This is a genomic window from Chryseobacterium sp. LAM-KRS1 (genome assembly GCF_013184525.1).
In the GTDB taxonomy this organism is placed as follows: Bacteria; Bacteroidota; Bacteroidia; order Flavobacteriales; family Weeksellaceae; genus Chryseobacterium; species Chryseobacterium proteolyticum.
This window is the reverse complement of sequence record NZ_JAAOIZ010000005.1, coordinates 385,469-408,858: the sequence shown is the minus strand read 5'-3', so window position 1 is coordinate 408,858 and position 23,390 is coordinate 385,469. Positions and strand designations below refer to the sequence as shown.

The 23,390-nt window shown below is 36.5% G+C and carries 19 protein-coding genes; 6 read left to right on the top strand and 13 right to left on the bottom strand.

What is annotated here, in order from left to right:
- Positions 1-41: 41 nt before the first annotated feature.
- The gene (locus G9C87_RS16465; protein ID WP_172283143.1) at positions 42-1,148 is read right to left on the bottom strand and encodes an epoxide hydrolase family protein; all 1,107 of its coding nucleotides are present in this window, start codon (positions 1,146-1,148) and stop codon (positions 42-44) included.
- Positions 1,149-1,457: 309 nt separating this feature from the next.
- Here G9C87_RS16465 and G9C87_RS16460 point away from each other — a divergent pair, with 309 nt between their 5' ends.
- On the top strand, positions 1,458-2,096 hold the full coding sequence (locus G9C87_RS16460) for an NAD(P)-dependent oxidoreductase (protein WP_172283141.1): 639 nt from the start codon (positions 1,458-1,460) through the stop codon (positions 2,094-2,096).
- Positions 2,097-2,150: 54 nt separating this feature from the next.
- On the opposite strand, the gene uvrA is transcribed toward G9C87_RS16460, so the two are convergent.
- Entirely contained in the window at positions 2,151-4,943 is a 2,793-nt protein-coding gene (uvrA, locus tag G9C87_RS16455; RefSeq protein ID WP_172283139.1) for an excinuclease ABC subunit UvrA, read from the bottom strand.
- A gap of 605 nt (positions 4,944-5,548) precedes the next feature.
- Here uvrA and G9C87_RS16450 point away from each other — a divergent pair.
- Together G9C87_RS16450 and G9C87_RS16445 are read left to right on the top strand one after the other, a co-directional pair.
- A complete protein-coding gene (locus G9C87_RS16450; RefSeq protein ID WP_194304270.1) occupies positions 5,549-7,357 on the top strand; it encodes a TonB-dependent receptor plug domain-containing protein in 1,809 nt (602 codons plus the stop codon).
- A 53-nt stretch (positions 7,358-7,410) separates the two neighbouring features.
- Positions 7,411-8,127, top strand: a complete 717-nt coding sequence (locus tag G9C87_RS16445; protein ID WP_172283137.1) for a DUF2490 domain-containing protein — start codon at positions 7,411-7,413, stop codon at positions 8,125-8,127.
- Here the strand turns inward: G9C87_RS16445 and G9C87_RS16440 are convergent.
- The 10 genes from G9C87_RS16440 to G9C87_RS16395 form a co-directional block, all read right to left on the bottom strand.
- Positions 8,124-8,570: a phosphohydrolase gene (locus G9C87_RS16440; RefSeq protein WP_172283136.1), complete on the bottom strand. Its 447-nt coding sequence runs from the start codon at positions 8,568-8,570 to the stop codon at positions 8,124-8,126. The genes G9C87_RS16445 and G9C87_RS16440 overlap by 4 nt on opposite strands.
- Before the next feature lie 79 nt (positions 8,571-8,649).
- On the bottom strand, positions 8,650-8,985 hold the full coding sequence (locus G9C87_RS16435; protein WP_172283134.1) for a YegP family protein: 336 nt from the start codon (positions 8,983-8,985) through the stop codon (positions 8,650-8,652).
- Positions 8,986-9,098: 113 nt separating this feature from the next.
- Positions 9,099-10,889 (bottom strand): acyl-CoA dehydrogenase family protein, encoded by a 1,791-nt coding sequence (locus G9C87_RS16430; RefSeq protein ID WP_172283132.1) that lies wholly within the window; start codon positions 10,887-10,889, stop codon positions 9,099-9,101.
- Between the two features lie 109 nt (positions 10,890-10,998).
- The gene (locus tag G9C87_RS16425; RefSeq protein WP_172283130.1) at positions 10,999-12,177 is read right to left on the bottom strand and encodes a thiolase family protein; all 1,179 of its coding nucleotides are present in this window, start codon (positions 12,175-12,177) and stop codon (positions 10,999-11,001) included.
- A 49-nt stretch (positions 12,178-12,226) separates the two neighbouring features.
- Positions 12,227-12,580: a four helix bundle protein gene (locus G9C87_RS16420; RefSeq protein WP_172283128.1), complete on the bottom strand. Its 354-nt coding sequence runs from the start codon at positions 12,578-12,580 to the stop codon at positions 12,227-12,229.
- A 39-nt stretch (positions 12,581-12,619) separates the two neighbouring features.
- Positions 12,620-15,025, bottom strand: coding sequence for a 3-hydroxyacyl-CoA dehydrogenase/enoyl-CoA hydratase family protein (locus G9C87_RS16415; protein ID WP_172283126.1), 2,406 nt, complete (start codon positions 15,023-15,025; stop codon positions 12,620-12,622).
- A gap of 62 nt (positions 15,026-15,087) precedes the next feature.
- Positions 15,088-15,537, bottom strand: a complete 450-nt coding sequence (locus G9C87_RS16410; protein WP_172283496.1) for a MarR family winged helix-turn-helix transcriptional regulator — start codon at positions 15,535-15,537, stop codon at positions 15,088-15,090.
- A gap of 164 nt (positions 15,538-15,701) precedes the next feature.
- Positions 15,702-16,625 (bottom strand): ABC transporter ATP-binding protein, encoded by a 924-nt coding sequence (locus tag G9C87_RS16405; protein WP_172283124.1) that lies wholly within the window; start codon positions 16,623-16,625, stop codon positions 15,702-15,704.
- A 114-nt stretch (positions 16,626-16,739) separates the two neighbouring features.
- Positions 16,740-17,711: an iron ABC transporter permease gene (locus G9C87_RS16400; RefSeq protein ID WP_172283122.1), complete on the bottom strand. Its 972-nt coding sequence runs from the start codon at positions 17,709-17,711 to the stop codon at positions 16,740-16,742.
- Positions 17,712-17,734: 23 nt separating this feature from the next.
- On the bottom strand, positions 17,735-18,301 hold the full coding sequence (locus tag G9C87_RS16395) for a TlpA family protein disulfide reductase (RefSeq protein ID WP_172283120.1): 567 nt from the start codon (positions 18,299-18,301) through the stop codon (positions 17,735-17,737).
- Positions 18,302-18,330: 29 nt separating this feature from the next.
- On the opposite strand from G9C87_RS16395, the gene G9C87_RS16390 reads away from it, so the two are divergent.
- Positions 18,331-19,455, top strand: coding sequence for an iron-sulfur cluster-binding domain-containing protein (locus tag G9C87_RS16390; protein WP_172283118.1), 1,125 nt, complete (start codon positions 18,331-18,333; stop codon positions 19,453-19,455).
- Positions 19,452-20,069: a vancomycin high temperature exclusion protein gene (locus G9C87_RS16385; RefSeq protein ID WP_172283116.1), complete on the top strand. Its 618-nt coding sequence runs from the start codon at positions 19,452-19,454 to the stop codon at positions 20,067-20,069. The genes G9C87_RS16390 and G9C87_RS16385 overlap by 4 nt, the downstream gene beginning before the upstream one ends.
- On the opposite strand, the gene G9C87_RS16380 is transcribed toward G9C87_RS16385, so the two are convergent.
- Positions 20,066-22,678 carry a BamA/TamA family outer membrane protein gene (locus G9C87_RS16380; RefSeq protein ID WP_172283114.1) on the bottom strand — a complete coding sequence of 871 codons (2,613 nt, stop codon included), beginning with the start codon at positions 22,676-22,678 and terminating at the stop codon, positions 20,066-20,068. The genes G9C87_RS16385 and G9C87_RS16380 overlap by 4 nt on opposite strands.
- On the opposite strand from G9C87_RS16380, the gene G9C87_RS16375 reads away from it, so the two are divergent.
- Entirely contained in the window at positions 22,664-23,389 is a 726-nt protein-coding gene (locus G9C87_RS16375) for a TrmH family RNA methyltransferase (protein ID WP_172283112.1), read from the top strand. The genes G9C87_RS16380 and G9C87_RS16375 overlap by 15 nt on opposite strands.
- Position 23,390 lies beyond the last annotated feature (1 nt).

Below are 23,390 nucleotides of genomic sequence, written 5' to 3'. Positions count from 1 at the left end.
TATCCTTATCATGGTGTTTTGAGAACCAATTCTTAGCGCAGCTACAAAGAATAAAAGAATGATCTCAATTCATCTGAAAATACCTCGGGTATTTCCAATGCTGCAAAATGGCCGCCATTATCCAGTTTTTTAAAAGAGACAACATTGACAAACCGTTCTGCCCATTCTCTGGGAAACTGGGCCTCACGGGGAAGCACTACAATTCCCGCAGGAACATCGGTTTTTTCCAATGGCTGAGATCCTCCCCATTGTGCTATAGCATCGGCTTTATACATTCTCATGGATGTACCGATGGTCTGGGTGACCCAATAGATCATAATATTTGTAAGCAACTCATCGCGTCCTCCAAAAGCTGTTTCGATTAATTCAGGAGGAGCACCGGCGTTTCCAAAACTAATGATCCATGCCGCTAACCCGACAGGAGAGTCATTGAGTGCATAAGCCAATGATTGTGGTTTTGTAGAGTGAACCATAGCGTAAGCACCTTCGGAATACCACCAGCGCTGTACAAACTGGGCAAATTGCTTTTCTTCCTCTGTCATTGTATTCGGATCTTCCTGTCCCATAGGGTAACCGATATCCGTAAAATGAACTCCCTCCATAATATCCGGATATTTGGAAGCTAAAGCTTTGGTAACTCCCATTCCCACGTCTCCACCCGCAGCACAAAATTTATTATACCCTAATGTTTCCGTCATTAATTTGATCCATACATCTGCTACGGCTTCACTACTAATGGCAATCTTATCAGAAAAGCCAAACCCGGGAATAGAAGGAATAATAAGATCAAAAGTTTGTTCACCCTCCGTAAGCAGAGGAATTATTTTGTGAAAACGATAAAAGGTATCCGGCCAGCCGTGGGTTAGCAATAAGGGGATGGAATTGCTTCCTTTTCCTTTTATATACTGAAAATGAATCTGAATCCCGTCAATGTCAGTTGTATATTGGGGATATTGATTCAGCTGGTCTTGATGTTTTTTCCAGTCGTATCCATTGATCCAGTAGTCTGTAATTTCCTTCAGGTACTTTTCGCTTGTTCCGAAGTGCCAGTCAGAACCTTCAGCTTCTCCGGGCCATCGGGTGTTTTGAATTCGGTTTTTCAGATCTGTAAGAACAGTCTCTGAAATGTTTACGGTAAATGGTTTCATATGATTTGAATTTGGTTGTATGAGTTGTATTATGGTTCTTAACAAATATAATTCTTTAATTGTTTTGTAAAGTCGTATTAATTAGATATTTATAAATTTTTATACTGCTGTTTTAAATTAAATAAGTAAATTTATCCTATTAAAATCTCTTTATAAATATCATCAGTATTTACCGGTAAGATTCTATAACCGGGCTTTATAAGGGTTCAGGCTCCTGGACTCCTTGTCATTTTATATTTACATAAAAACAAAACCAATGGTAATATTATATTACCGGCGTGTACAGTTTATAACATTAAAGAGATTCTTATGAAAACAAATACAATAGCCGTGATCGGCGGTACCGGAAAATCCGGAAAATATCTTGTTCGTCAGCTTTTGGAAAAAGGCTATTCCATTAAACTTTTGCTCAGAAATCCCGAGAATTTTAAATCAGAAAATTCTCTGATAGAAATTATGAAAGGGGATGCCAGAAATTATCGGTCCGTTCATGCTTTACTTAAAGATTCCAGCTGTGCCATCAGTACTTTAGGGCAGCCGGTTGGTGAAGATCCTATATTCAGTGATGCCACGGGAAATATTCTACAGGCGATGACCTTTCACGGTCTTAAAAGATATATTGTAACTACCGGATTGAATGTTAACACCCCTTTTGATAAAAAAAATATAAAGGTGAAACAGGCAACAGACTGGATGTATCAAAACTATCCGAAAACAACAAAAGACAAGCAGACAGAATATGAATTACTTACGACAACAGATCTGGACTGGACATTGGTAAGACTTCCTTTAATTATTCAGACCGATGAACATTTCAATGTGGAAACCAGTCTGGAAGATTGTAAGGGTGAAAATATCAGCGCAGCAGACCTGGCGGAATTTCTGATTTCACAAATTGAAGATACAACATACATCAGGGAAAGCCCCTTTTTGTATAATGTGCTTTAAGATCATTTAATAAGATTAAAAAAACAGAGAGTCAAATTTGACTCTCTGTTCATATTAATTTTCTAATTTTTCTTTGATATATTTGGCCGTATGCGACTTTTTATTGTCTGCCAGTTCTTCAGGTGTCCCGGCAAAAACTACTTCACCACCATATTTTCCGGCTTCAGGACCAATATCAATAATATAATCTGCAGATTTGATGATGTCCGGTTGATGTTCTATAACAATTACAGAATGCCCGAGATCAATCAGTGCCTGAAGAGATTTCAGTAATTTTTGGATATCATGGAAATGGAGTCCGGTTGAGGGTTCATCAAAGATAAATAAAGTCTTATCCGTTGTTACTCCTTTTACCAGGAAAGAAGCAAGTTTTACACGCTGTGCTTCACCTCCCGAAAGGGTAGAAGAGCTTTGCCCAAGCTGTAAATAACCTAAACCAACCTCCTGCAAAGGTCTTAATTTCGTAACAATTTTGTCTTCATGATTTTCTTTAAAAAACTCAAGAGCTTCATCCACCGTCATATGGAGGATATCAGAAATATTCTTCTCATCAAACTTTACTTCCAGAATTTCATTTTTGAAACGGGTTCCTTTACAGGTTTCACATTCCAGCTCGATATCAGCCATAAACTGCATAGAGACATTGATGACCCCTTCTCCTTTACACTCATCACATCTTCCACCATCTACGTTGAATGAGAAATGTTTCGGTTTATAGCCCATCATCTTAGACATCTTTTGTTTGGCAAAAAGATCTCTGATATCATCGTAAGCTTTAAGATAAGTAACAGGGTTTGAACGTGAAGATTTCCCGATAGGATTCTGATCGATGAGTTCAATATTCTTGATCAGTTTTTTAGGAAATTCCACTGTATCGTAATCTCCTTTTTTTCCTCCCATTCCCAACTGTATCTGGATATCGTTTGTGAGAATTTCTTTCATTAGTGTAGATTTACCACTTCCGGAAACTCCTGAAATAACAACCAGGTTTTCCAAAGGAACATCTACATCAATATTTTTGAGATTATTTTGTCTGGCTCCTTTAATATGGATCCATTCTTTAGCTTTCCTTCTTTTCTCGGGAACTTTAATTTCCAGTCTGCCTGTTAAATATTGAGAGGTAAGGGTATCAGCATTTTTTAATTCTTTGTAATCCCCGGCAAAAACAAGTTCACCGCCCAGGTAACCGGCTTCAGGACCAATATCAATAATATAGTCTGCAGCTCTCATTACATCTTCATCGTGTTCAACAACGATAACGGTATTTCCCAAATCCCGCAGATTTTTTAAAACTCCGATTAAATTTTCAGTATCCCTGGAGTGTAACCCGATTGAAGGTTCATCCAGAATATAGATGGAACCTACTAATGAACTTCCCAAACTGGTAGCAAGGTTGATCCTCTGGCTTTCTCCTCCAGACAGCGTATTGGATGTTCTGTTAAGGGTAAGATATCCTAATCCCACCTTTAATAGGAATTCCAGACGGGTAGTGATCTCATAGAGAAGCCTTTTAGCTACTTCCTGATCATGTTCCGAAAGCTGTAAAGAATTGATTAAAGGGAAGAGCTCGTCAAGCGGTAATTCAATCGTAGACTGGATATTATGCCCGTCAACTTTTACCCAGCTTGTTTCTTCACGAAGCCTTAAACCTTCACAGGTTGGACAAAGTGTTTTACCCCGATAACGGGAAAGCATGACACGGTATTGGATCTTGTATAAATTTTCTTCAAGCATTTTGAAGAAATTATTGATCGATGGAAAACTGCTGCTACCATCTCCTTTCCATAAATAATTTTTTTGCTCCTTCGTAAGCTGATGATAAGGCTTATGGATAGGAAAGTCCCCCGCTTTTTTGATGAATGCTTTTTTCCATTCACTCATCGTTTCTCCTCTCCATGCCACAACAGCATCTTCATAAACGGAAAGGGTCTTGTTAGGAATTACAAGGTCTTCATCGATTCCTATTACTTTTCCATAACCTTCACAGGTAGGGCAAGCACCATAAGGATTATTAAAACTAAAAAAATGGACATTGGGCTCCAGGAATTCTATCCCGTCCATCTCAAATTTATTGGAAAACTCTCTAACTTTTCCTGTTTCAATATTTTTAAGCGAGCAATACCCTCTACCTTCGTAGAAAGCCATCTGAATAGAGTCTGCCAATCTTTGAAGAAAACTCTCATCTTCTTCATAAGCAAAACGGTCGATCACCAGATTAATGATCATTCCTTTTTCAGGAGTAAATCCAAAGCTTTCCAGATCTTCAATTCCTGCAACGTTATCATTAATCTCCAATCTCGTAAAACCGGCTAGCTTGAGGACATTTAAGTTCTCTGCAAAATTGTCAATATCATATTCCAGTGGAGCCGTTAAAAGAAAAGAAGAATCCTTCTTTGAAGATTTAATAAAATCCACGACATCTGTCACCGAATCTTTTTTTACCTCCTGTCCTGAAACCGGGGAAAATGTTTTCCCGATTCTGGCAAATAAAAGTTTAAGGTAATCATAAATTTCTGTGGAAGTTCCGACTGTTGAACGGGGGTTGGAAGAAATAACTTTTTGCTGGATAGCAATTGAAGGAGCGAGTCCTTTAATATCATCCACTTTTGGTTTTTCCAGTTTCCCTAAAAACTGTCGTGCATACGAACTTAAGCTTTCAACATATCTCCTTTGTCCCTCCGCATAAATTGTGTCAAAAGCGAGTGATGATTTTCCGCTTCCGGACACTCCTGTGATAACGATCAGTTTATTTTTCGGGATTAATACATCGATGTGCTTCAGGTTGTTAAGATGTGCATTTTTAACAAATACCTGCTTTTTTATATCTATTTCTGTAATTGATGCCATAGTAAAATTAAGACCAACAAAAATACGAATTTTTAACGGATTTTCTTCGTCTAATTATCGCTTTTACTATTCAAAAAATCTATTAAACAGACTGTTAATATTTACAAAATAAAAACATTGACCGGTCATTGCTTTGGTACTTTTTTGATAAAAAAACACTTATGTAAATACTTTAAACAGACCAATTGATTATTTCAATAATAAAATATTATTACTGTAGTGTATTAAACAATAAATTATGAAATGATAGCAATGAATCTGTTCATCAGTATTAATTATTAAACAAAGAAGGAAAGATGCAATATATTATTTAGCATGTTAAAGAAATTTTATGAATTTTTATGTTTTTTTAAGTTGCAGTATTGCTTCGTATTTTAAATTTATTTAACATTGCAGCGTATAAATGTATATAATAATGGTAAAGTTATTCAGAGACCTTGTTACACATTTAATGAGAAAAAGGTAATTACTTCCCCACACAAGATGCAGTCCACTGCATCTTTTTTTATTTATATCAATTAAAGTTTATGATAATAATCATTTGTAAGTGTTGTTTAAGTCGTCTAATTTTGGAAATCTTAAAAAAATCTTAAATTAAGGATATAATGAAAAAGCTGGGAGCCGTTTTTTTTCTGGGAGCTATTGTAATGGGACAAGCACAGGAAAGAGCATCAGATATTGAAACGATAGAAGTTCAGGGAAAATTTATAGCTACTCCCTATAAGAGTGCCAATCAGAATATCACCATAATTTCAAGAGAAGAGATCGCAAATGCTGCGGCCAAAAGTATTGATGAAATTCTCCAGATGGTTCCTGGAATGGATATCAGGAGAAGAGGTGCCAATGGTGTACAGAGTGATGTAGGATTTCGTGGAAGCTCATTTGAACAGATCCTTATACTATTAAACGGGATTCGGATGAATGATTCACAAACGGGGCACAATTCTTTAAATATTCCGGTGGATCTTGAAGATGTTGAGCGCATAGAAATTATTAAAGGTCCCGCAGCACGTAGATTTGGCCAAAATGCCTATGCGGGTGTCATCAATATCATCACCAAAACAATTTTAGGTAAAAAGGTAAAAATAAGTGCGGAAGGCGGAGATTATGAGACCTATGGTTTCGGGTTGAATGCCCAATTGGGAAATGAAAAGTTTTCCAACTCCCTGCAAGCTAATTCATCCACTTCCCAGGGGTATATGCATAATACGGATTATGAAATACGGAATGTGTTTTACCAGAGCAAATTAGGGATTAGAAATGGAGATATAAGGCTTCAGGCAGGTTTTTCAGAAAAGAAATTCGGAGCCAATGGATTTTATTCATCACCGAAGGCTACAGAGCAGTATGAGGAGATGCAGGCTTCCATTATCAGTTTAGCCCACCAGCAAACTTTTGGGAAACTGAAACTTAATTCTAATGTATATTGGAGAAGGGGACAGGATATGTATTTATATAACAGGCAAAATCCCGCTCTGTACAGGAACATGCATATCGGAAATAATGTTGGAGGAGAAGTTAATTCAAGTTATACATGGGGATTAGGAACGACAGGGGTTGGTGTCGAACTGAGAAAAGAGTTTATGGTGAGTAATAACCTTGGAGACAGAAACCGTTTTGTCACCCAGGTACTCTTTGAACATCACTTTTCATTGCTGGACAAAAAACTAAATATCAGTCCCGGAATTTCGTGGGCTAATTACTCTAAGGAAGGAAATTTCTTCTATCCCGGTCTGGATGTAGGTTATAATTTTGATTCCAATAACAAGGTCTATGCTAATGTAGCAAGAGTGCACAGGGTGCCAACATTTACAGATCTGTATTATATAAGTAAAACAGAGCAGGGAAACCCTGGTCTTTTGCCTGAGAATGCAGTTTCATCAGAAATGGGATACCAATATCAGAATAAAATATTACTGGCGAAAATCAGTGGTTTTATGCGCAGTTCAAAGAATTCTATTGATTGGGTAAAGAAATCCTTGGAGGACCCTGTATGGTATGCTCAAAATGTAGGAGAAATTGATACGAAAGGGGTTGAGATAGAATTTAATCACAGATTATTCCCTTGGGTAAAATATTCTTTGGGGTATACGTACCTGGATACCGAATTTAAACAGTCTAATGATTTTGTTTCAAGATATGTTCTCGATAATCTGAAACATCAGTTGGTTGCCAAACTTGAGACAAGTTTCCTGCAACATTTCACTAATGAATTAGTATACCGTTATAATGACAGAGTGAATCTTGGCAGCTATAATTTATTGGACGAAAAAATTAGTTTCGTTAAAAAGGATTTCTCAGTCTATGTTCTGATTAATAATGTTACGAATACGAAATATACCGAAACCTTTGGTGTTCAGATGCCTAACAGATGGTTTCATATAGGATTTACCTACAATATTAATATTAAGTAAAGTTAATATTAACGAGTGGTTAATTAATTTTATTTTTGCAAAAATTTTTTCAGATGAAACTTTTCTTAGGTTTAAGTTTGCTATGTAGCATGGCATTTATAAAGGCACAAGAGCATATTTCAAGCTTTAATGCTGTAACCCTCACCTATAAATTTCATCCAAAATTTTTCCTGTATGCAGAAGGTCAGCTTCGAGGAAATGAAGATTATACTTATCCCGATTATTACGAAATAAAAGGAGGGCTGGGATATAATCTCACAAAAAACCACAAACCGTTTATAGGTCTTGGAAGATATGTGAACTATAAATCCCAGAGCTTAAGCAGAGAGGAATTCAGGGTATGGCTCCAGGACGTTATCGACGTTAAGAAAGGGATTGTAAAATTTGAGAATCGTCTCCGCGCGGAAAAGAGCTGGTTTTACGAGCCTAAAACAGATAAAACATCTCAAAGGATGCGTTATCGTTACCGTTTGAATGTAAGCGTACCTCTAAATGCGAAAACAATCGAAAAAGGAACTGTTTTTGCCAATGCTTATGACGAAGTATTTTTTGTAAGTCCTATGAAACCTACATTTGCCCGAAACAGGGTTTACGGTGGATTCGGTTATCAGATTGACGAATATTTCGGTGTTTTATGTGGTTACCTCTGGCAAAGAGAATTCGATGCAACCGGAAACAAAAATCTTCATTTTATTTACTTAGCCCTGAACATTAATATCGATGGCACCGATCACCATACGAAAACTTATGAATTCCCGGGAGCGGATTAATATTTTTCGATCAGATAATGATATGCCTTAAGGTATTTATTAAATCTTTTGATGTCTTTAGGAGTAAGTTCCCTGTTTACTCTTCGTAAATCCATATTATCCCGCAGATCGTTTAATTTGACAGCTACAGCAAGGGGAGATCTTTCAGTTCGTTTTATGAAATCGTCATAGTCCTCTTCAGGATCGAACTTGGTAAGGCAACTAATGGCAAACAGGATATATTCCGGAAAGCCCTCATTTCGTAAAAAATCAAGACTAAACTCAGAAGGATGATCTTCTACGACATCATGCAATACCCCTACGATTTTTTCATCCATTGTTTTTCCGTACTCCATAACACGCATTACATGGGCAATATAGGGTGCATGGTATTTATCGGTCTGCCCTTTATGCGCTTTATCAGCAATCTTTATGGCTCTGTGTAAAAGTTCTTCTTTAGTCATTTTTTTTGAAAAGATTCTGTGCAAAAATAGAAAATGCCTTAAATAAATAAGACATTTCTTTTAATTATTTTAAAATATTTTATCCCTGTGTTTCGTCTTCTACAGATGCAATGGGAGCGTTGTTTTTTACCGATTCTATGCCGTTCTCCATACCATTTTCAGATTCATACATCTGGCTGGTTCCAATAATCTGGCCATTCCCTGCTTTTAGATTAAAATAAGACTTTTCATTAGAAGAAGTTTTTCTTTCAAATTTAGAGTCGTCTCTAGAATTGATTCTCACGGATTCTATGCCGTTTTCACATCCTGATTTGGAGCTGTATCCCTGGCTTGTTAAGATTACCTGGCCGTTTCCTGCTTTCAGGTTGAATTGATAATCCCCGTTTGTTCTTTTAGAAATAATAAATTTTCCCATAATTTATTTGTTTTATGATGATGTTTCGGTTATTTAAATGTAACAAAAATTTATAAAACAAAAAAGCACTTCAAAGATGAAGTGCTTTAACATCAAATTTATTTTAGAAAAGACTAATAATGTCCTTTTTCAATATAGTGTGCTGCAACTTTTTCAGTAAGAGCAACTATATTAGGATGATTAGTATATTTTGTAAATCTTCTTAATCCGGAAAGCATCATTCTTTGCTCATCTCCCTCAGCAAAAGAAACAATTCCTTCTTTAGCAGCAACGATGATTTTCTCAACTGCTTTGTAAAGGTTAAGCTGAGCCATAGCTGCTTCTACAGAATCAGGAGTAAAGTGCTTTTCAGCTCTTAAGATTGCAGATTCTGCCATGTAGATCTGATTAAGGATTTCTGAAGCATTTAGCAATAAGTGTTGCTGCTTTTCAATATCCATCATATATTTTTGAAGAGCAGCTCCGGAAACCATTAGGAATACTTTTTTAAGGTTTGCTATAATCGCTTTCTCCTCACTCATAAAGGCAGAATAATCCGGCACCTCAAATGAAGGGATACCCATTAATTCTTTACTGATTGCCATAGCAGGAGACAACAGGTCTAATTCACCCTTCATCGCTCTCTTGATCAGCATTCCTACTGCAAGTAATCTGTTGATCTCATTAGTACCTTCATAGATTCTTGAAATCCTTGAATCTCTCCAAGCTGCCTCCATAGGAGTTTCCTCCGAGAATCCCATACCTCCGTATACCTGAATTCCTTCGTCAGCTGTATGTTGCGCCAGGTCAGATACGAAAACTTTAAGAATTGAACACTCTACAGCAAATTCTTCAACACCCTTTAATTCTGCAGCCTGATGATCTAATCCTCCTGCTACCAGTTCGTCAATCTTATCCTGAATATCTTTAGCCGCTCTGTACGAACCTGCCTCACTTACAAATATTCCTGTTGCCATCTCAGCAAGCTTCTTTCTGATCGCTCCGAAAGTTGAAATAGAAACGCCAAACTGTTTTCTTTCGTTAGCATACTGGATAGAGTGGTTGGTAATTCTTCTCTGGGCATCAAGACAAGCTGCAGCTAATTTGATACGACCAACGTTCAATGCGTTCAAAGCAATTTTAAATCCGTTGTTTCTTTCACCCAAAAGGTTTTCAACAGGGATTTTCATATCGTTAAAGAAAACCTGACGGGTAGAGGATGCACGGATCCCTAATTTATGTTCCTCTTCTCCGAAAGTTAAACTTTCAGGGTTTTCAAGTTCAGAACGGTTGATTACAAAGCCTGTAATATTTTTATCATCATCGATCTTTGCAAACAGAGTGAAAGTATCGGCAAATCCAGCATTGGAAATCCACATCTTTTGTCCGTTGATGATATAATGTTTACCATCTTCAGATAATTTAGCTCTTGTTTTTCCTGAGTTGGCATCAGAACCTGCATCCGGCTCTGTTAAACAATAGGCTCCAAACTTAGTTCCTGTAGCCAGATCCGGAAGGTATTTTTTCTTTTGCTCTTCTGTACCGTAAAGAACAATTGGTAATGTTCCGATTCCGGTGTGCGCTCCGTATGCCGTAGCTAATGAACCGGTAACTCCCGAAATATAATCGCAGGCAAGCATGGTCGTTACAAAGCCCATTCCCAGTCCTCCATATTCTTCAGGAACAGCAATTCCAAGCATACCCATTTCACCAAGCTTACGCATTGTCTCTTCCGTGAATGCATAATCTTTCTTTTCGAAACGTTCCTTTTGCGGAACTACTTCTCTGTCAATAAATTCTTTCGCAGAATCACGAAGCATTTTTTGTTCCTCATTAAGTTCTTCAATAGAGAAGATCTCATTAGCAGGAATTTCTTTAATTAAAAACTCACCGCCTTTTCGTGTTTTATTAAGTGTATCACTCATTGTTTTTTATTTTTTTAGATTAATTATTTGTATTAAAGTATTCATGTAATATGTATTTATGAAGTTTCCTTCATCATGAATACTTTTTACGTCAATACATCAATACATTTTATAGAAGTTCAAAAATACTTGCTGCTCCTTGTCCGGTTCCCACGCACATTGAAACCATACCGTATTTATTTCCGCGTTTTCTCATTTCATCCAGAAGCTGTACAGTAAGCTTTGTTCCGGTACATCCAAGAGGGTGCCCCAGAGCGATTGCTCCTCCATTTACATTAAGGATATCAGGGTTTAGACCTAATTCTTTTTTGATGGCAACTGACTGGGAAGCGAAAGCTTCATTTAATTCAATTAATTCGATATCTTTTAATTCAAGGCCTGCTTGTTTTAGTGCTTTTGGAATAGCATAGATAGGTCCCATTCCCATGATTCTAGGCTCAAGTCCTGCAGCGGCATAGGCAACAAGCCTTGCTTCCGGCTGTAAACCTAACTCTTTTACCATTTCCTCACTCATAACCATTACGAAAGCAGCTCCGTCACTCATCTGAGAAGAGTTTCCGGCTGTTACGCTTCCTCCGTTGGCGAATACAGGTCTTAGTTTGGCCAAACCTTCTAAAGAAGTATCTTTTCTTGGTCCCTCATCAACAGAAAAATCAAACTTTTTGGTTTGCATCTTCTGATTTTCATCCAGGAAATTATATTCTACAGGAAGGGGAACAATCTGATTGGCAAACTTACCTTCAGCATTAGCCTTTAAAGCTTTCATATGAGATTCAAAAGCAAACTGATCCTGTTCTTCTCTTGTAATCTTATATTGTTTTGCCACTTCTTCCGCAGTATAACCCATTCCCCAATAATAGTCAGGGTTTGTTTTGGCAATATCAGTTTCCGGAACCGGCTTGTATCCTCCCATAGGAATATAAGACATTGATTCAGTACCACCGGCAATAATACAATCCGCCATTCCGGCCTGAATTTTAGCTGAAGCAATAGCAATTGCCTCACTTCCTGATGCACAATATCTGTTTACAGTTACACCCGGAACTTTATCCGTATTCAATCCCATCAAAGAGATCAGACGGGCTACGTTTAAGCCCTGCTCAGCTTCAGGCATTGCATTTCCTACGATAAGGTCATCAATCCTGTTTTTATCCAATTGCGGAAGCTCAGCCATTAATTTTTCAATTACTGTAGCCGCCATTACATCCGGACGTGTAAAGCGAAGGGAACCTTTAGGCGCTTTACCCACCGCTGTTCTGTATCCTTTTACTATATATGCTTGTTTCATTTTTTTGTATTTAAGTATTAATGTAAAATGTATTAATGATCTAAAATGTTTAAGTATTAAATTTTTGCTTCAATTTGGCCAGCATATTTTGAATATGTTTAATTTCTGAATAAATAATATCAAAATCATCATTTTTGAAAAACCCCAAATCATTAGCGATTAATATTTGTGTTTCGAATTCAAAGGATGATCCTAAGGCAACATTCAGGAAATGTGAAAACTGAGCATCTGTATCACGACCCGCACCTTCAGCAATATTTGAAGAAATTGAATAAAGACTTCTTCTTGATTGAGAGGTAAGTCCGAATATTTCATCTTGTGGAAAATCAAGCGTGGCCAGGTAAAAAATTTTACAAAGTTTCATTGATTTTGTCCAAACTTCTAGATCTCTGAAATTGTGCATCGTTAATACATTAATACTTTTTACATTTTACAGAAAATTCTAATTCCTAAGTGGTTTTCCGTTCTGCAACATGTACTGTATTCTTTCCAGGGTTTTTCTTTCTCCGCAAAGTTGAAGGAAAGTTTCTCTTTCAAGATTCAACAGGTATTGTTCGGTTACAACAGTTGGTTCGGAAAGATTTCCACCTACCATTACATTGGCCAGTTTATCTGCGATCTTCTTGTCGTGTTCAGAAATAAAGTTTCCGGTTAACATCTGGTCTGTTCCTACATAGAACATTCCCAATGCATCTTTTCCTAAAACTTTTACGCTTTGTTCAATAGGTTGTGTGTATCCTTGCTCTGCTAATAATTTTGCAATCTTTTTAGCCTCTGCAATTTGTCTGTTTTTACTTACGGAAACAATATCTTTTCCTTTTTCAAGGATTCCCATATCATAGGCTTCGTAGGCTGAAGTTGCTACTTTACCCATGGCAATGTTCATGAAAGCTTCGCGTAACCTGTTATTTTTTACATCATCGGTGTGAAATTCTCTTGAAGTTCTTAAAGTTAATTCTTTAGTACCACCACCACCAGGAATTACACCAACTCCGGTTTCTACCAGGCCGATATAAGTTTCCGCAGCAGCAACTACACGGTCAGCGTGCATGGTCATTTCGCAGCCGCCACCAAGAGTCATTCCATGAGGAGCCACTACGACAGGAATTGAAGAATAACGAACTCTCATCATTGATTTCTGGAAATAGGCTATAGCCATATTCAGATCATCCCAGTCCTGTTCAATAGCCATCATAAGGATCATAGCTAAATTGGCACCTACCGAGAAGTTGGTCCCCTGGTTACCGATTACAAGGCCATCGTATTCTTTTTCAGCCAAGTCGATCGCGCGGTTAAGTCCGTCAAGAACTTCTCCGCCAAGAGAGTTCATCTTGGAGCGGATCTCAAAATTGATAATTCCGTCTCCCAGATCTTCAATAGCTGAACCTGAATTGCTCCAAAGTGTTTTATTCTTTCTGATATTATCCAAAATAATGAAGGCATCCTGACCCGGGATATTGTTGTAATTTCCTGAGTTTTTGTCATAATAGATACTTTGACCTTCATCATTAACTTTATAGAATGTTTGTCCTTTTTCCGCCAATTCTTTAGCCCAATCGGAAACCTCATAGCCTGCATCTTTCGCAAGTTCAATACCTTTTTGAATACCTACGGCATCCCAGATCTCAAACGGACCGTTTTCCCATCCGAAACCAGCTCTCATGGCATCATCAATTTTATAGATGTCATCAGAAATTTCCGGAACTTTATGAGATACGTAAGCGAATAACGCACCCAAAGATTTTCTGTATAATTCTCCTGCTTTATCTTTTCCGCCGATTAAAACCTTGAATCTGTCGATAGGTTTATCAATGGTTTTAGTAAGCTCAAGGGTAGGGAAAGATGATTTTCCCTGAAGTTCATATTCTAAAGTATCCAGATTTAATCCGTGAATTTCAGATTTTCCATCCGCATTCTTCACTTTCTTGTAAAATCCTTGCTGTGTTTTAGAGCCTAACCATTTATTATCCATCATTTTCTGGATATAATTCGGAAGCGCAAACACATCATTAAAGTCATTGGCTTCTGAACCACTTTGGCGTACACCGTTAGCTACCATAACCAGAGTATCCAAACCTACCACATCTGCTGTTCTGAAGGTTGCTGATTTTGGACGGCCGATCACCGGTCCTGTTAATTTATCTACATCGGAAACGGTAAGACCTAACTTCTGTACATTATGTAAAAGATCCATCATGGAAAATACCCCGATTCTATTGGCAATGAATGCCGGTGTATCTTTTGCCAAAACGGTAGTTTTACCCAAGAACTTAGCTCCGTAGTTCATATAGAAATCAACGATCTCGGGATCCGTATCATTGGTTGGGATAATTTCCAAAAGAGGAAGATAACGTACCGGATTGAAGAAGTGGGTTCCTGCGAAATACTTCTTGAAGTCATCGCTTCTTCCTTCCGTTAATAAGTGGATAGGAATTCCCGATGTATTAGAAGAAATTAAAGTTCCTGGTTTTCTGAATTGTTCAATCTTTTCATAGACAGATTTTTTGATGTCCAGTCTTTCAACGACCACTTCAATAATCCAGTCTGTATTTTTTATTTTCTGTAAATCATCATCAAAATTTCCTACTTTGATTCTATCTGCAAATTTTGGAGAATAGAGTAGTGCAGGACTCGCTTTTTTAAGTTTTTCAAAGTTCTCTGCAGCAATTCTGTTTCTTACTGCTTTATCATCTTTGGTCAAACCTTTTTTTTGTTCTGCTTCAGTCAATTCAAAGGGAACAATATCTAAAAGCAAAACTTCCACACCAATATTGGCGAAGTGAGCTGCGATACCGCTTCCCATGATTCCTGAACCAAGAACCGTAACGTGTTTGATTCTTCTTTTCATCTGTAAACTATTTATTATTTATTTTTATTGGGTCAGACGTAACCTTTCGGTTGTATGTTAATTTATTTTCTGTTATTCAGATCGTTGGCAATTTTCATGATTTCATTCATTACTTCCTTAAAAATTTCCATTTTTTCCGGAGCAATTTTATCCATGACCCTTTTGTTGAAACTTAAGACCACTTCTTTTGAAAGATTTCTTGAGTTTAGCCCTTTGTCTGTAAGTTTTATGATAACCTCTCTTTTATCGGTAGTGGTTTTCTCCTTATAGATATAGCCGTTATCTTCCAGAAGTTTTATAATTCTTGTAAGAGAAGTAGGCTCAATGGCCATCTTGGGTCCCAAATTTGTGCTTCTTGTCCCTTCCTTAGGATCTATTTTAAGAAGCGTGAGCGCCTGAACGGCTGTAGAATCGTGCTCCTGGGCAAGTTCTGTGAACATTTTGGATACAGCAAGCCAGGTTTGTTTTAGAACCAGATCTACATTTTCTATTTTTTCTTTGTTGTTATCCATCATTTTTGGTAATAGGTTTTTATCAAATTTAGTAAATATTATGCATGCATAGTATTTATTAACGTTAAAATTTGTTAACAATCTGATAGTAAATCGATTAAATTGTATGATTAGCATAATACTATGCATGCATAGTATGTGAAATAAATAATAAAAAGTACGTATTAATGAATGTTTCTGATGGAATCAATGATTTCTTCGAATGATTCATATTGATGTTTTGTGTTATGGTAATAAATTACCCAAAACTTGTTTTGAAACTCAAATTTAAAAGATGAGAGGTCTTTTTGAAAGTTTTTTTGAAGCAGTGAATACAGCATCTCCTTATAAATCGGAGGGGCAGAAATTTCCGGTGCGACAAAACTTTCGTTAACCTGAAATAAAGAAACGTTGGTCAGTTCATCATGTTGGAGGAGGATATCTTCAACAATCCCTGAATACAAATGATTGTCTTTTACGTACCATATCTTATCAGCAAATTCTTTTGCCAGCCGCCAGTCATGGGAAGAAAAAAGGATAAGTTTGTTTTGTTCCTTTGCCAGCTTGCGTAATGTTTTAAGGATGATAATCTTATTTTTTTCATCAAGATGGGTGGTAGGCTCATCCAGAATAATAATAGGGGAGTTTTGTGTTAAAGCACGTCCAATAAATGCTTTCTGAAGATTTCCATCAGAGAGATTTTTCAGGAGTATATCCTTATACTGATTCAAATTCAGTTCACTGATGATATGTGAAACTTCATCTCTGTCCTCTTTTTTTAACTCAAAATAATATGGATAATAAATGTATTTTCCTAACGAAATAAGATCTTCCACCGTATAGTTTTGTGGAATAACCGACTTAGAAAAAACAATGGCAATATTCTCTGCAATTTCTTTAACAGACAGTTTCTTTATATTCTTACCATTTATTAAAATTTCTCCCTGTAATAGTGGTATCTGATGTAAAATTGATTTAATCAGAGTGGTTTTTCCTACACCATTGTTTCCAATCAACAAGCATACGTCTCCTAAATTCAAATGGGTATTAGTATTTGAAATCAGGGTCGTATTATAACCAATATGGGCTTGTTTGATTTGTAGATGCATTTTTTGTTTTTGGTATTTGTAAAGAAGCAATGAAATTTATCTATATCCAGTTTTCTTGCGTCTTAAAAATATACAGTATTTATCTTAATTTTTGTGTCTTTTGCAATTAACGAATTAAACTTTATTCTGCTTCAAAAGCATCATAAGGATAACGGGGATTCCAAAAATAGAACTTATCACATTCAACGGAATCTGACTTTTCTCTGCAATAATTGAAAACAGTAACATCATCAGCATTCCCAGCATCATGTTCAAGATCCACTGCTGCCATAGTTTTGCAGGATTGTAAATAAGTCTGCAAAAATGAGGAACAATAATGCCTATAAACAAAATAGGCCCCAAAAATGCCGTTATAGATGCTGATAGGAGCGAAGCGGCTATGATGATGAACAGCTTTAAATGATGCAAGTTTACTCCAAGGCTCTGTGCATAGGAGCTTCCCAAGGAATTTCCAATTAATGGTTTAATGGTTTTAAAAGACATATATAAGCCGACAATGACCAAAACAGACAATACAAGGATCTGGTTTCTGGTGACCATATTATTTGCGCCGAAAGACCATAGGATATAATTTTTCAGACTTTGATTTTCTGCATACAACTGAAGTAAAGAAACAATTGCTCCGGCCAGTGCGGAAACTAAAAACCCAAAGATAATAAGATAAGATTTGTCCTGAAATTTCTTAGAAATGGATAAAAGTACGATCATCAGGAAGAAACTGCCGATAATCGCTGATAAGCTCAGGAAACTGTTCTGGAGATAATCCGGAAGCAGAATATCATGTGAAAAGAAAATATAAAATGAAACAGATAAACTAGCTACGGAGGTAATACCTAATATATCCGGCCCTGCTAATGGATTCTGGAAATATTCCTGCATCAGAAACCCTGAAGTGGGAATGGAAATTCCGGCTAAAAGCATTACCAAAACCCTGTTGATACGAATGTCTGCAATCTGGCCGTTGGCTGAGCTATAAAAAAAATCCTTTAGGTTTAAACTTAAAAATCCTGTATTCAGATTAATAACCGCAGCTAGAATAATAGCGATTATAAATAAAAAACACAGGATTTTGAATTTTTTTGACATTTTCAGAAATGATTCTGTACAATTTATTTTAAGAATGAATCGATCTTAGAGTTTAAAAGTTCTTCATTCATCATTCCAAGATATTCATCAGTTTTCGCTCCTTTTCTCATATAAGTAAAAGGGATAGAACCACCGTCCCATTTTTTAAAATTTTTCGGAAAGAAATTCTCATCAAGCTTTTGGCCATCCAGTAAGATTATGTTTTTTGCAAGATCATTTTTTTCTGCAAAATCTTTAACTGCAGTACTCCAATCAGACTTTTTATCCAGATTAACAAAAGTAAACTTTACAGGTTTTCCTTTCAGTTCTTCCATTTTTTTTCTGAAATGTGGAATTTCCTGAATACATGGCCCACACCAAGTGGCAAAGAAATTAGTAACATACAGTGTGTCATTATTTTTTGCCAGATAGTCTCCAATATTTTCGGGAGAAATTTCTTTTGAAATATAAGCCGTGTGATCAGCAGAAGTAGTATTTTCTGCAACAGCTACTGAATCCTGGGATATCCCTTTGTCATCAGTTTTTGAACTTTCTTTTTTACAACTGGTCAGAGCAAATATAACTAGGGTTGATAAAATGATCTTCTTCATAATTATTTTAGTATTTTTGATTTTGAAGTATGGAACAACAAATCTATAAAGGGAAACTCACAACGTTTCATTTGTTAAAAATAGCGAAAAAGGAAGAACTGACCAAAAATACTTTCTCCCTGGAATTTGAGATTCCCGGGAATTTACAGAAGAATTTTGAATTTGAAGCGGGTCAGTTTGTCAGTATTAAATTTCAGTCCCATGGAAAAGATATCATCAATGATTATTCAATGACATCGGCTCCTTACGAGAAAAAAATTAGCCTGGGCATAAAAGTAAATTCTCCTGTAGGAGCAACAGCAGAACTGTTTAAAAATTATAAGGTTGGAGATGAACTATTGGTAAGTGAACCGGGAGGTCGATTTACTTTAATATCTAAACCCAGTGAATTCAGAACGATAGTCGGTTTTGCTGCAGGAATCGGGATAACCCCTGTGTTAAGTCATTTCAAAAATATTCTTCATAATGAGCCCAGAACGCGACTGTTTTTGTTTTTTGGAAATAAAAATTCTGACGAATTAATCTACCGGGATCTTTTGGATAATCTGGCCAGAACTTATGGGGACAGATTACAGATATTTTATTTCTTTTCGCAGGAAAAAACACCGGATCAGCTTTTTTATGGAAGGCTAGATGCGAAAAAGTTAAACCTGATTATCAATCAGATTTTGCACCTTGATGATACAGACGAAGAATCCACCATCTGGGATGCAGTAGATGAAGTTCTGATCTGTGGAAAAGGGGAGATGATAAAAACACTGGCCAATGCCTGCTACCATCATGGAATCCCGAAAAAAAATATTCATTTTGAACTTTTTGAAGAGTTTAATGATGATATTTATCCTATAGAAAAAGAGTTTCCGTTGATTGAAAATGTGGAAATCGATTTTAAAATATTGGGAAAAGACTACAGTACCCATCTTCCGGATAACAAGGATAAAATTCTGCAGCAATTGCTGGTTCAGAAATTTCCTGTTCCTTATTCCTGTAAATCCGGAATTTGCGGAAGTTGTGAATGTTATTTGGAAGAAGGAGAAGTTGAATTGCTAGAGAATGAATATTTAACGGAAAAAGAAGAGTTGCAGGGGAAAATATTAGCATGCATGTCTATAGCAAAAACAAAGAAAATAAAGCTTAACTTTGATCTCATTTGAGAGCTGTAAAAAACATATTCAATCTTATTCTCACATCAATAGAAATTGGAATTCTAGTGATATGTTTGGCTAATGCCTGGGTGTTTGCCCTTACTAATGGGAGGACCTATACCAAAATATCAAAGATACCACCTCGTGAGGTCGCTCTGGTTTTAGGTACTTCACCTAAGATGAGATCCGGACTATCCAATCCTTATTTTACGAAAAGAATGGATGCTACTGCTTTATTGTATCATCATGGAAAAATCCGTAAAATAATTGTAAGCGGTGAAAAAAGCAAAGGTTATAATGAACCGGCTGCGATGAAAAATTATCTTGTTTATCAGGAAGGAGTTCCTGAAGAAATCATTATTGAAGATCCGAAAGGCTTCAACACATATAAGAGTATTTTACGTTGTAAGGATGTGTACAAAAAAAGTAATGTTATTATAGTATCTCAGGGATTTCATAACCTTCGGGCCCTATTTTTCGCAAGAAACAATAATATGAATGCACTGGGATTTGATGCACAGGATGTAAATAAACCCGAAAGCTACTACAGAAATCAGTTCAGGGAGATTTTCGCAAGAATGATCGCTGTAGTCTATTTCCTGTTGGGAATTTCTCCTGATTAGAAAGGATATCCAAACGCTACATTCAATGTAGGTTTAAAAGGCTGGAAATCTTTGAATCTCCATCGGTCACCAGTAGGTTTATTAGGATCATAGATTTTATATGCAAAATCAAGCCTTAAAGTGATGTATGCAATATTTACCCTTAATCCGAATCCACTACCGATACCCACCTGGCCTAAAAATTTATTGAATTTAAACTCATCACCATATCCATCATTATAATCCCTGAGACTCCAGGTATTCCCAATATCGGTAAACAGCGCCCCTTCATACATATCGTTGAAAGGGAGACGATATTCAATATTTGTAGTAAGCTTTAAATTATCTGTCATATAAGTACGAACTCTTTCATCAATCTGAGAGTCAGCAGGACCTAAGCCTCCAAATGCAACCCACGCCCGGATATCATTGGATCCTCCGTTGAAATAAGACCTGATAACCGGCATCGATGAAGAGTTTCCGTAAGGTATTCCTACTCCTACGAACTGACGAAGTACTAAAGTCTGATTTCCGTTAAACTTAAAGTACTTTCTTACGTCGATATCAAATTTTACAAACTGTGCATAAGGCACTCCAAAAATTGTTCTTTGAGGACTTGTGATTACACCTCCGCCATCATTTCTTTTTTGATTAAAAATGCTTAATATATTACCAGCCAACTCTACCTTTCCATTAAAGTAGAAAGCGTTAGGATAATCCTTCTTACCGATTTCGTTATACACATAATTATAGATCATGGAAGAAATCAGAACATCCTGGGTTTGCCTGTCTTTATTGACAAGAATTCCTGTAAATGCAGTAAAAAGATCCGCACCTGCCTGATCTAAAGAATTACGGTAGGCATTATCAGTGACAATCTGTTGAGATACTTCATCTACTGAAAGCTGTCCGGATAAAAGCTTGGCTTTCGTTGCTGCACCTTGCGGGCTGTTTTGAAAGTAATTCTCGAATATTTCATCTTTTAGATCACGATCGTTTGTAAAGTAATCATAATAAGCCGATTTATTTTTTGTTAAACTTAACTGTGTATTAAAAAGGGTCAGCCTATGGGATACTTTATCATTAACCGTAGCGAGATAATTAAGGCCGGTATTGAAGTTAACTCTTCCTAAACCGATATTATTTTGTACAGTAGCCCCCAGAACAATTGATGATGTAGGGCTGTATCTTTTAGGAATCAATTTATAATAATCAAAAGGCAGTAAAAGTCTTGGGAAATTCAGGGAAGCCTGTGCTGATAATTCATAGGCTAATATCCGCTGACTGATATCTTTGGTGCTTCTGATAGAACCAAAAGTACCCGCCAGACTTGTCGAAAGGTTTTCTGCTCCTCTAAAAACATTTCGGGTAGTAAGGTCTATGGAGGGAGAAATCCCAAGATTTAATAACTGCGAATAATTGATATCCGTTCCTACTTTTAATTCATATTTCGGAAGCGGTTTAAGTATATATAATACATCAATAATACTATCATTCGGAGAGCCTTCACCTCCGTGTCTTAAGGAATCTTTTGCTTTCAGAATGCTAAAGTTATTCATAGACAGGAGATTCCTTTTGGTAAGGTCAAGCTTTTTCTGATCATAAATCTGTTTGTTTCCAACTATGATATTTCTCCATACAGAACGGGTTGTGTATTTATTATCAACCTTATGGAACCGTATTCCTCTTAAGCTGTCTTTGGTTGTATTTTTACGGTATTCTGATGCTTCATTAACGATCGCTACGTCTATATTACCAATAGTTGCCCTTTTATAAGGAGTATCAATGGAATCTTTATGAATTTCAAGGGTCAGAGGAACCTGTTTTCTGCTTTTTAGTGAATCGGCGACAAAATAAATTTCATCATTGGCACTATTGAATCTGTAATACCCATAATCCCTCATGATTTCATTAAGTCTGGTAACTTCTTTTTCAAGAACCGTTTGATCAAGTACCTGTCCGGATCTGATGAGGGTTCCGTTAATTTTCTGCTGGTAAAGATTATGGAGAACCGGATCCGGAATATTGTAATAATATTCTTTAATATAAGTAGGATCATTATGCGTAATGAAATACGTAACAGCCGCTTTTTTTGCTGCAGAATCTATTTTGGTTTTAAACTTTACTTCTGCATCCCAGTACCCTTTGTAGGTAAGTCGTTTTTCAATGGATTCGGCTCCTTTTTCCACTTTTGTTTGATCCAGGATAACAGGAGGTGAACCCCAGTTGTGGTATAACCTGTCTAATAAAAGGCTTTTTCCCACACTACTTTTCATATTGTATTTAATGAAGAGCGAATCCCTGAGCTTTTGCGTTCGCATTTCGCTAGGGTAGGTCATGTATTCATTAAGAATAGTGTCATATTTAGGATTGGCGGCGTTGTACAATAATAAGCCTAAAGGCATAAAAAGGAATTGCTTCTTATTGGGTTTTTGCTGAACATAACCCTTTAGCTCTCCATCAAATGGTTCTTTTTTATCAGTAAAAGTGAATGTGTTCTTCGTAAGCAAATATTCGCCATCGGGAACTTTCTTTGTGGTGCTACAAGCATAAAGAAGAGTAACAAATGTTGCAAATGATATAATTTTATAATATTTTTGAGGAGAATTCTTATAATGCTTACAGCTCATACAATAAAAATTTTACAGTCTTTAGATAAAAAGAAGTTCCGACAAAAATACAATTTGTTTTTGGTTGAGGGTAATAAAATCATTTGTGAACTTCCCAATTCTAACTTTAAAATTAAAGAAATATTATCTACAGATCCAGAGAAAATTAAATTTTCTGACGTTCCTATTATCCATATATCTGAAAATGAGCTGAAAAAGATCAGTTTTCTTAAAACACCTAAAGATTCCGTTGCCGTTTGCTATATGAATTCTGAGAAAAAGATGGCAGACCCGGATATACAGATTGTATTGGATGGGATTCAGGATCCCGGAAATCTGGGAACTATAATCCGTTTAGCCGATTGGTTTGGGATAGAACAAATTATTTGCAGTGAAGATACAGTGGATTTTTATAATCCCAAAGTGATTCAGGCAAGTATGGGATCTTTTACAAGAGTGAACATGGTGTACTGTAATCTTACCGATTATCTTTCGAATACGGAGAATGTTAATATAGGAACCGATATGGAGGGAGAAAATATATACCAATTCGAGAAGCCTAAGAAACTAAACCTGATTTTAGGAAATGAAGGAAATGGAATGCGACCGGAAACGGAAAAGTTGCTTCATAAAAGTGTTAGTATTCCTAGGTTTGGTACATCTCAGTCAACGGAAAGTCTTAATGTATCTATGGCAGCCGGAATTATATTGGGACAATTGTTTTCTAAATAGA

Coding starts and splice junctions, on each gene's coding strand:
- G9C87_RS16465 (WP_172283143.1), bottom strand. CDS start 1,148: ATGAAACCATTTACCGTAAACATTTCAGAGACTGTTCTTACAGATCTG.
- G9C87_RS16460 (WP_172283141.1), top strand. CDS start 1,458: ATGAAAACAAATACAATAGCCGTGATCGGCGGTACCGGAAAATCCGGA.
- uvrA (WP_172283139.1), bottom strand. CDS start 4,943: ATGGCATCAATTACAGAAATAGATATAAAAAAGCAGGTATTTGTTAAA.
- G9C87_RS16450 (WP_194304270.1), top strand. CDS start 5,549: ATGAAAAAGCTGGGAGCCGTTTTTTTTCTGGGAGCTATTGTAATGGGA.
- G9C87_RS16445 (WP_172283137.1), top strand. CDS start 7,411: ATGAAACTTTTCTTAGGTTTAAGTTTGCTATGTAGCATGGCATTTATA.
- G9C87_RS16440 (WP_172283136.1), bottom strand. CDS start 8,570: ATGACTAAAGAAGAACTTTTACACAGAGCCATAAAGATTGCTGATAAA.
- G9C87_RS16435 (WP_172283134.1), bottom strand. CDS start 8,985: ATGGGAAAATTTATTATTTCTAAAAGAACAAACGGGGATTATCAATTC.
- G9C87_RS16430 (WP_172283132.1), bottom strand. CDS start 10,889: ATGAGTGATACACTTAATAAAACACGAAAAGGCGGTGAGTTTTTAATT.
- G9C87_RS16425 (WP_172283130.1), bottom strand. CDS start 12,177: ATGAAACAAGCATATATAGTAAAAGGATACAGAACAGCGGTGGGTAAA.
- G9C87_RS16420 (WP_172283128.1), bottom strand. CDS start 12,580: ATGCACAATTTCAGAGATCTAGAAGTTTGGACAAAATCAATGAAACTT.
- G9C87_RS16415 (WP_172283126.1), bottom strand. CDS start 15,025: ATGAAAAGAAGAATCAAACACGTTACGGTTCTTGGTTCAGGAATCATG.
- G9C87_RS16410 (WP_172283496.1), bottom strand. CDS start 15,537: ATGGATAACAACAAAGAAAAAATAGAAAATGTAGATCTGGTTCTAAAA.
- G9C87_RS16405 (WP_172283124.1), bottom strand. CDS start 16,625: ATGCATCTACAAATCAAACAAGCCCATATTGGTTATAATACGACCCTG.
- G9C87_RS16400 (WP_172283122.1), bottom strand. CDS start 17,711: ATGTCAAAAAAATTCAAAATCCTGTGTTTTTTATTTATAATCGCTATT.
- G9C87_RS16395 (WP_172283120.1), bottom strand. CDS start 18,301: ATGAAGAAGATCATTTTATCAACCCTAGTTATATTTGCTCTGACCAGT.
- G9C87_RS16390 (WP_172283118.1), top strand. CDS start 18,331: ATGGAACAACAAATCTATAAAGGGAAACTCACAACGTTTCATTTGTTA.
- G9C87_RS16375 (WP_172283112.1), top strand. CDS start 22,664: ATGCTTACAGCTCATACAATAAAAATTTTACAGTCTTTAGATAAAAAG.
- G9C87_RS16380 (WP_172283114.1), bottom strand. CDS start 22,678: ATGAGCTGTAAGCATTATAAGAATTCTCCTCAAAAATATTATAAAATT.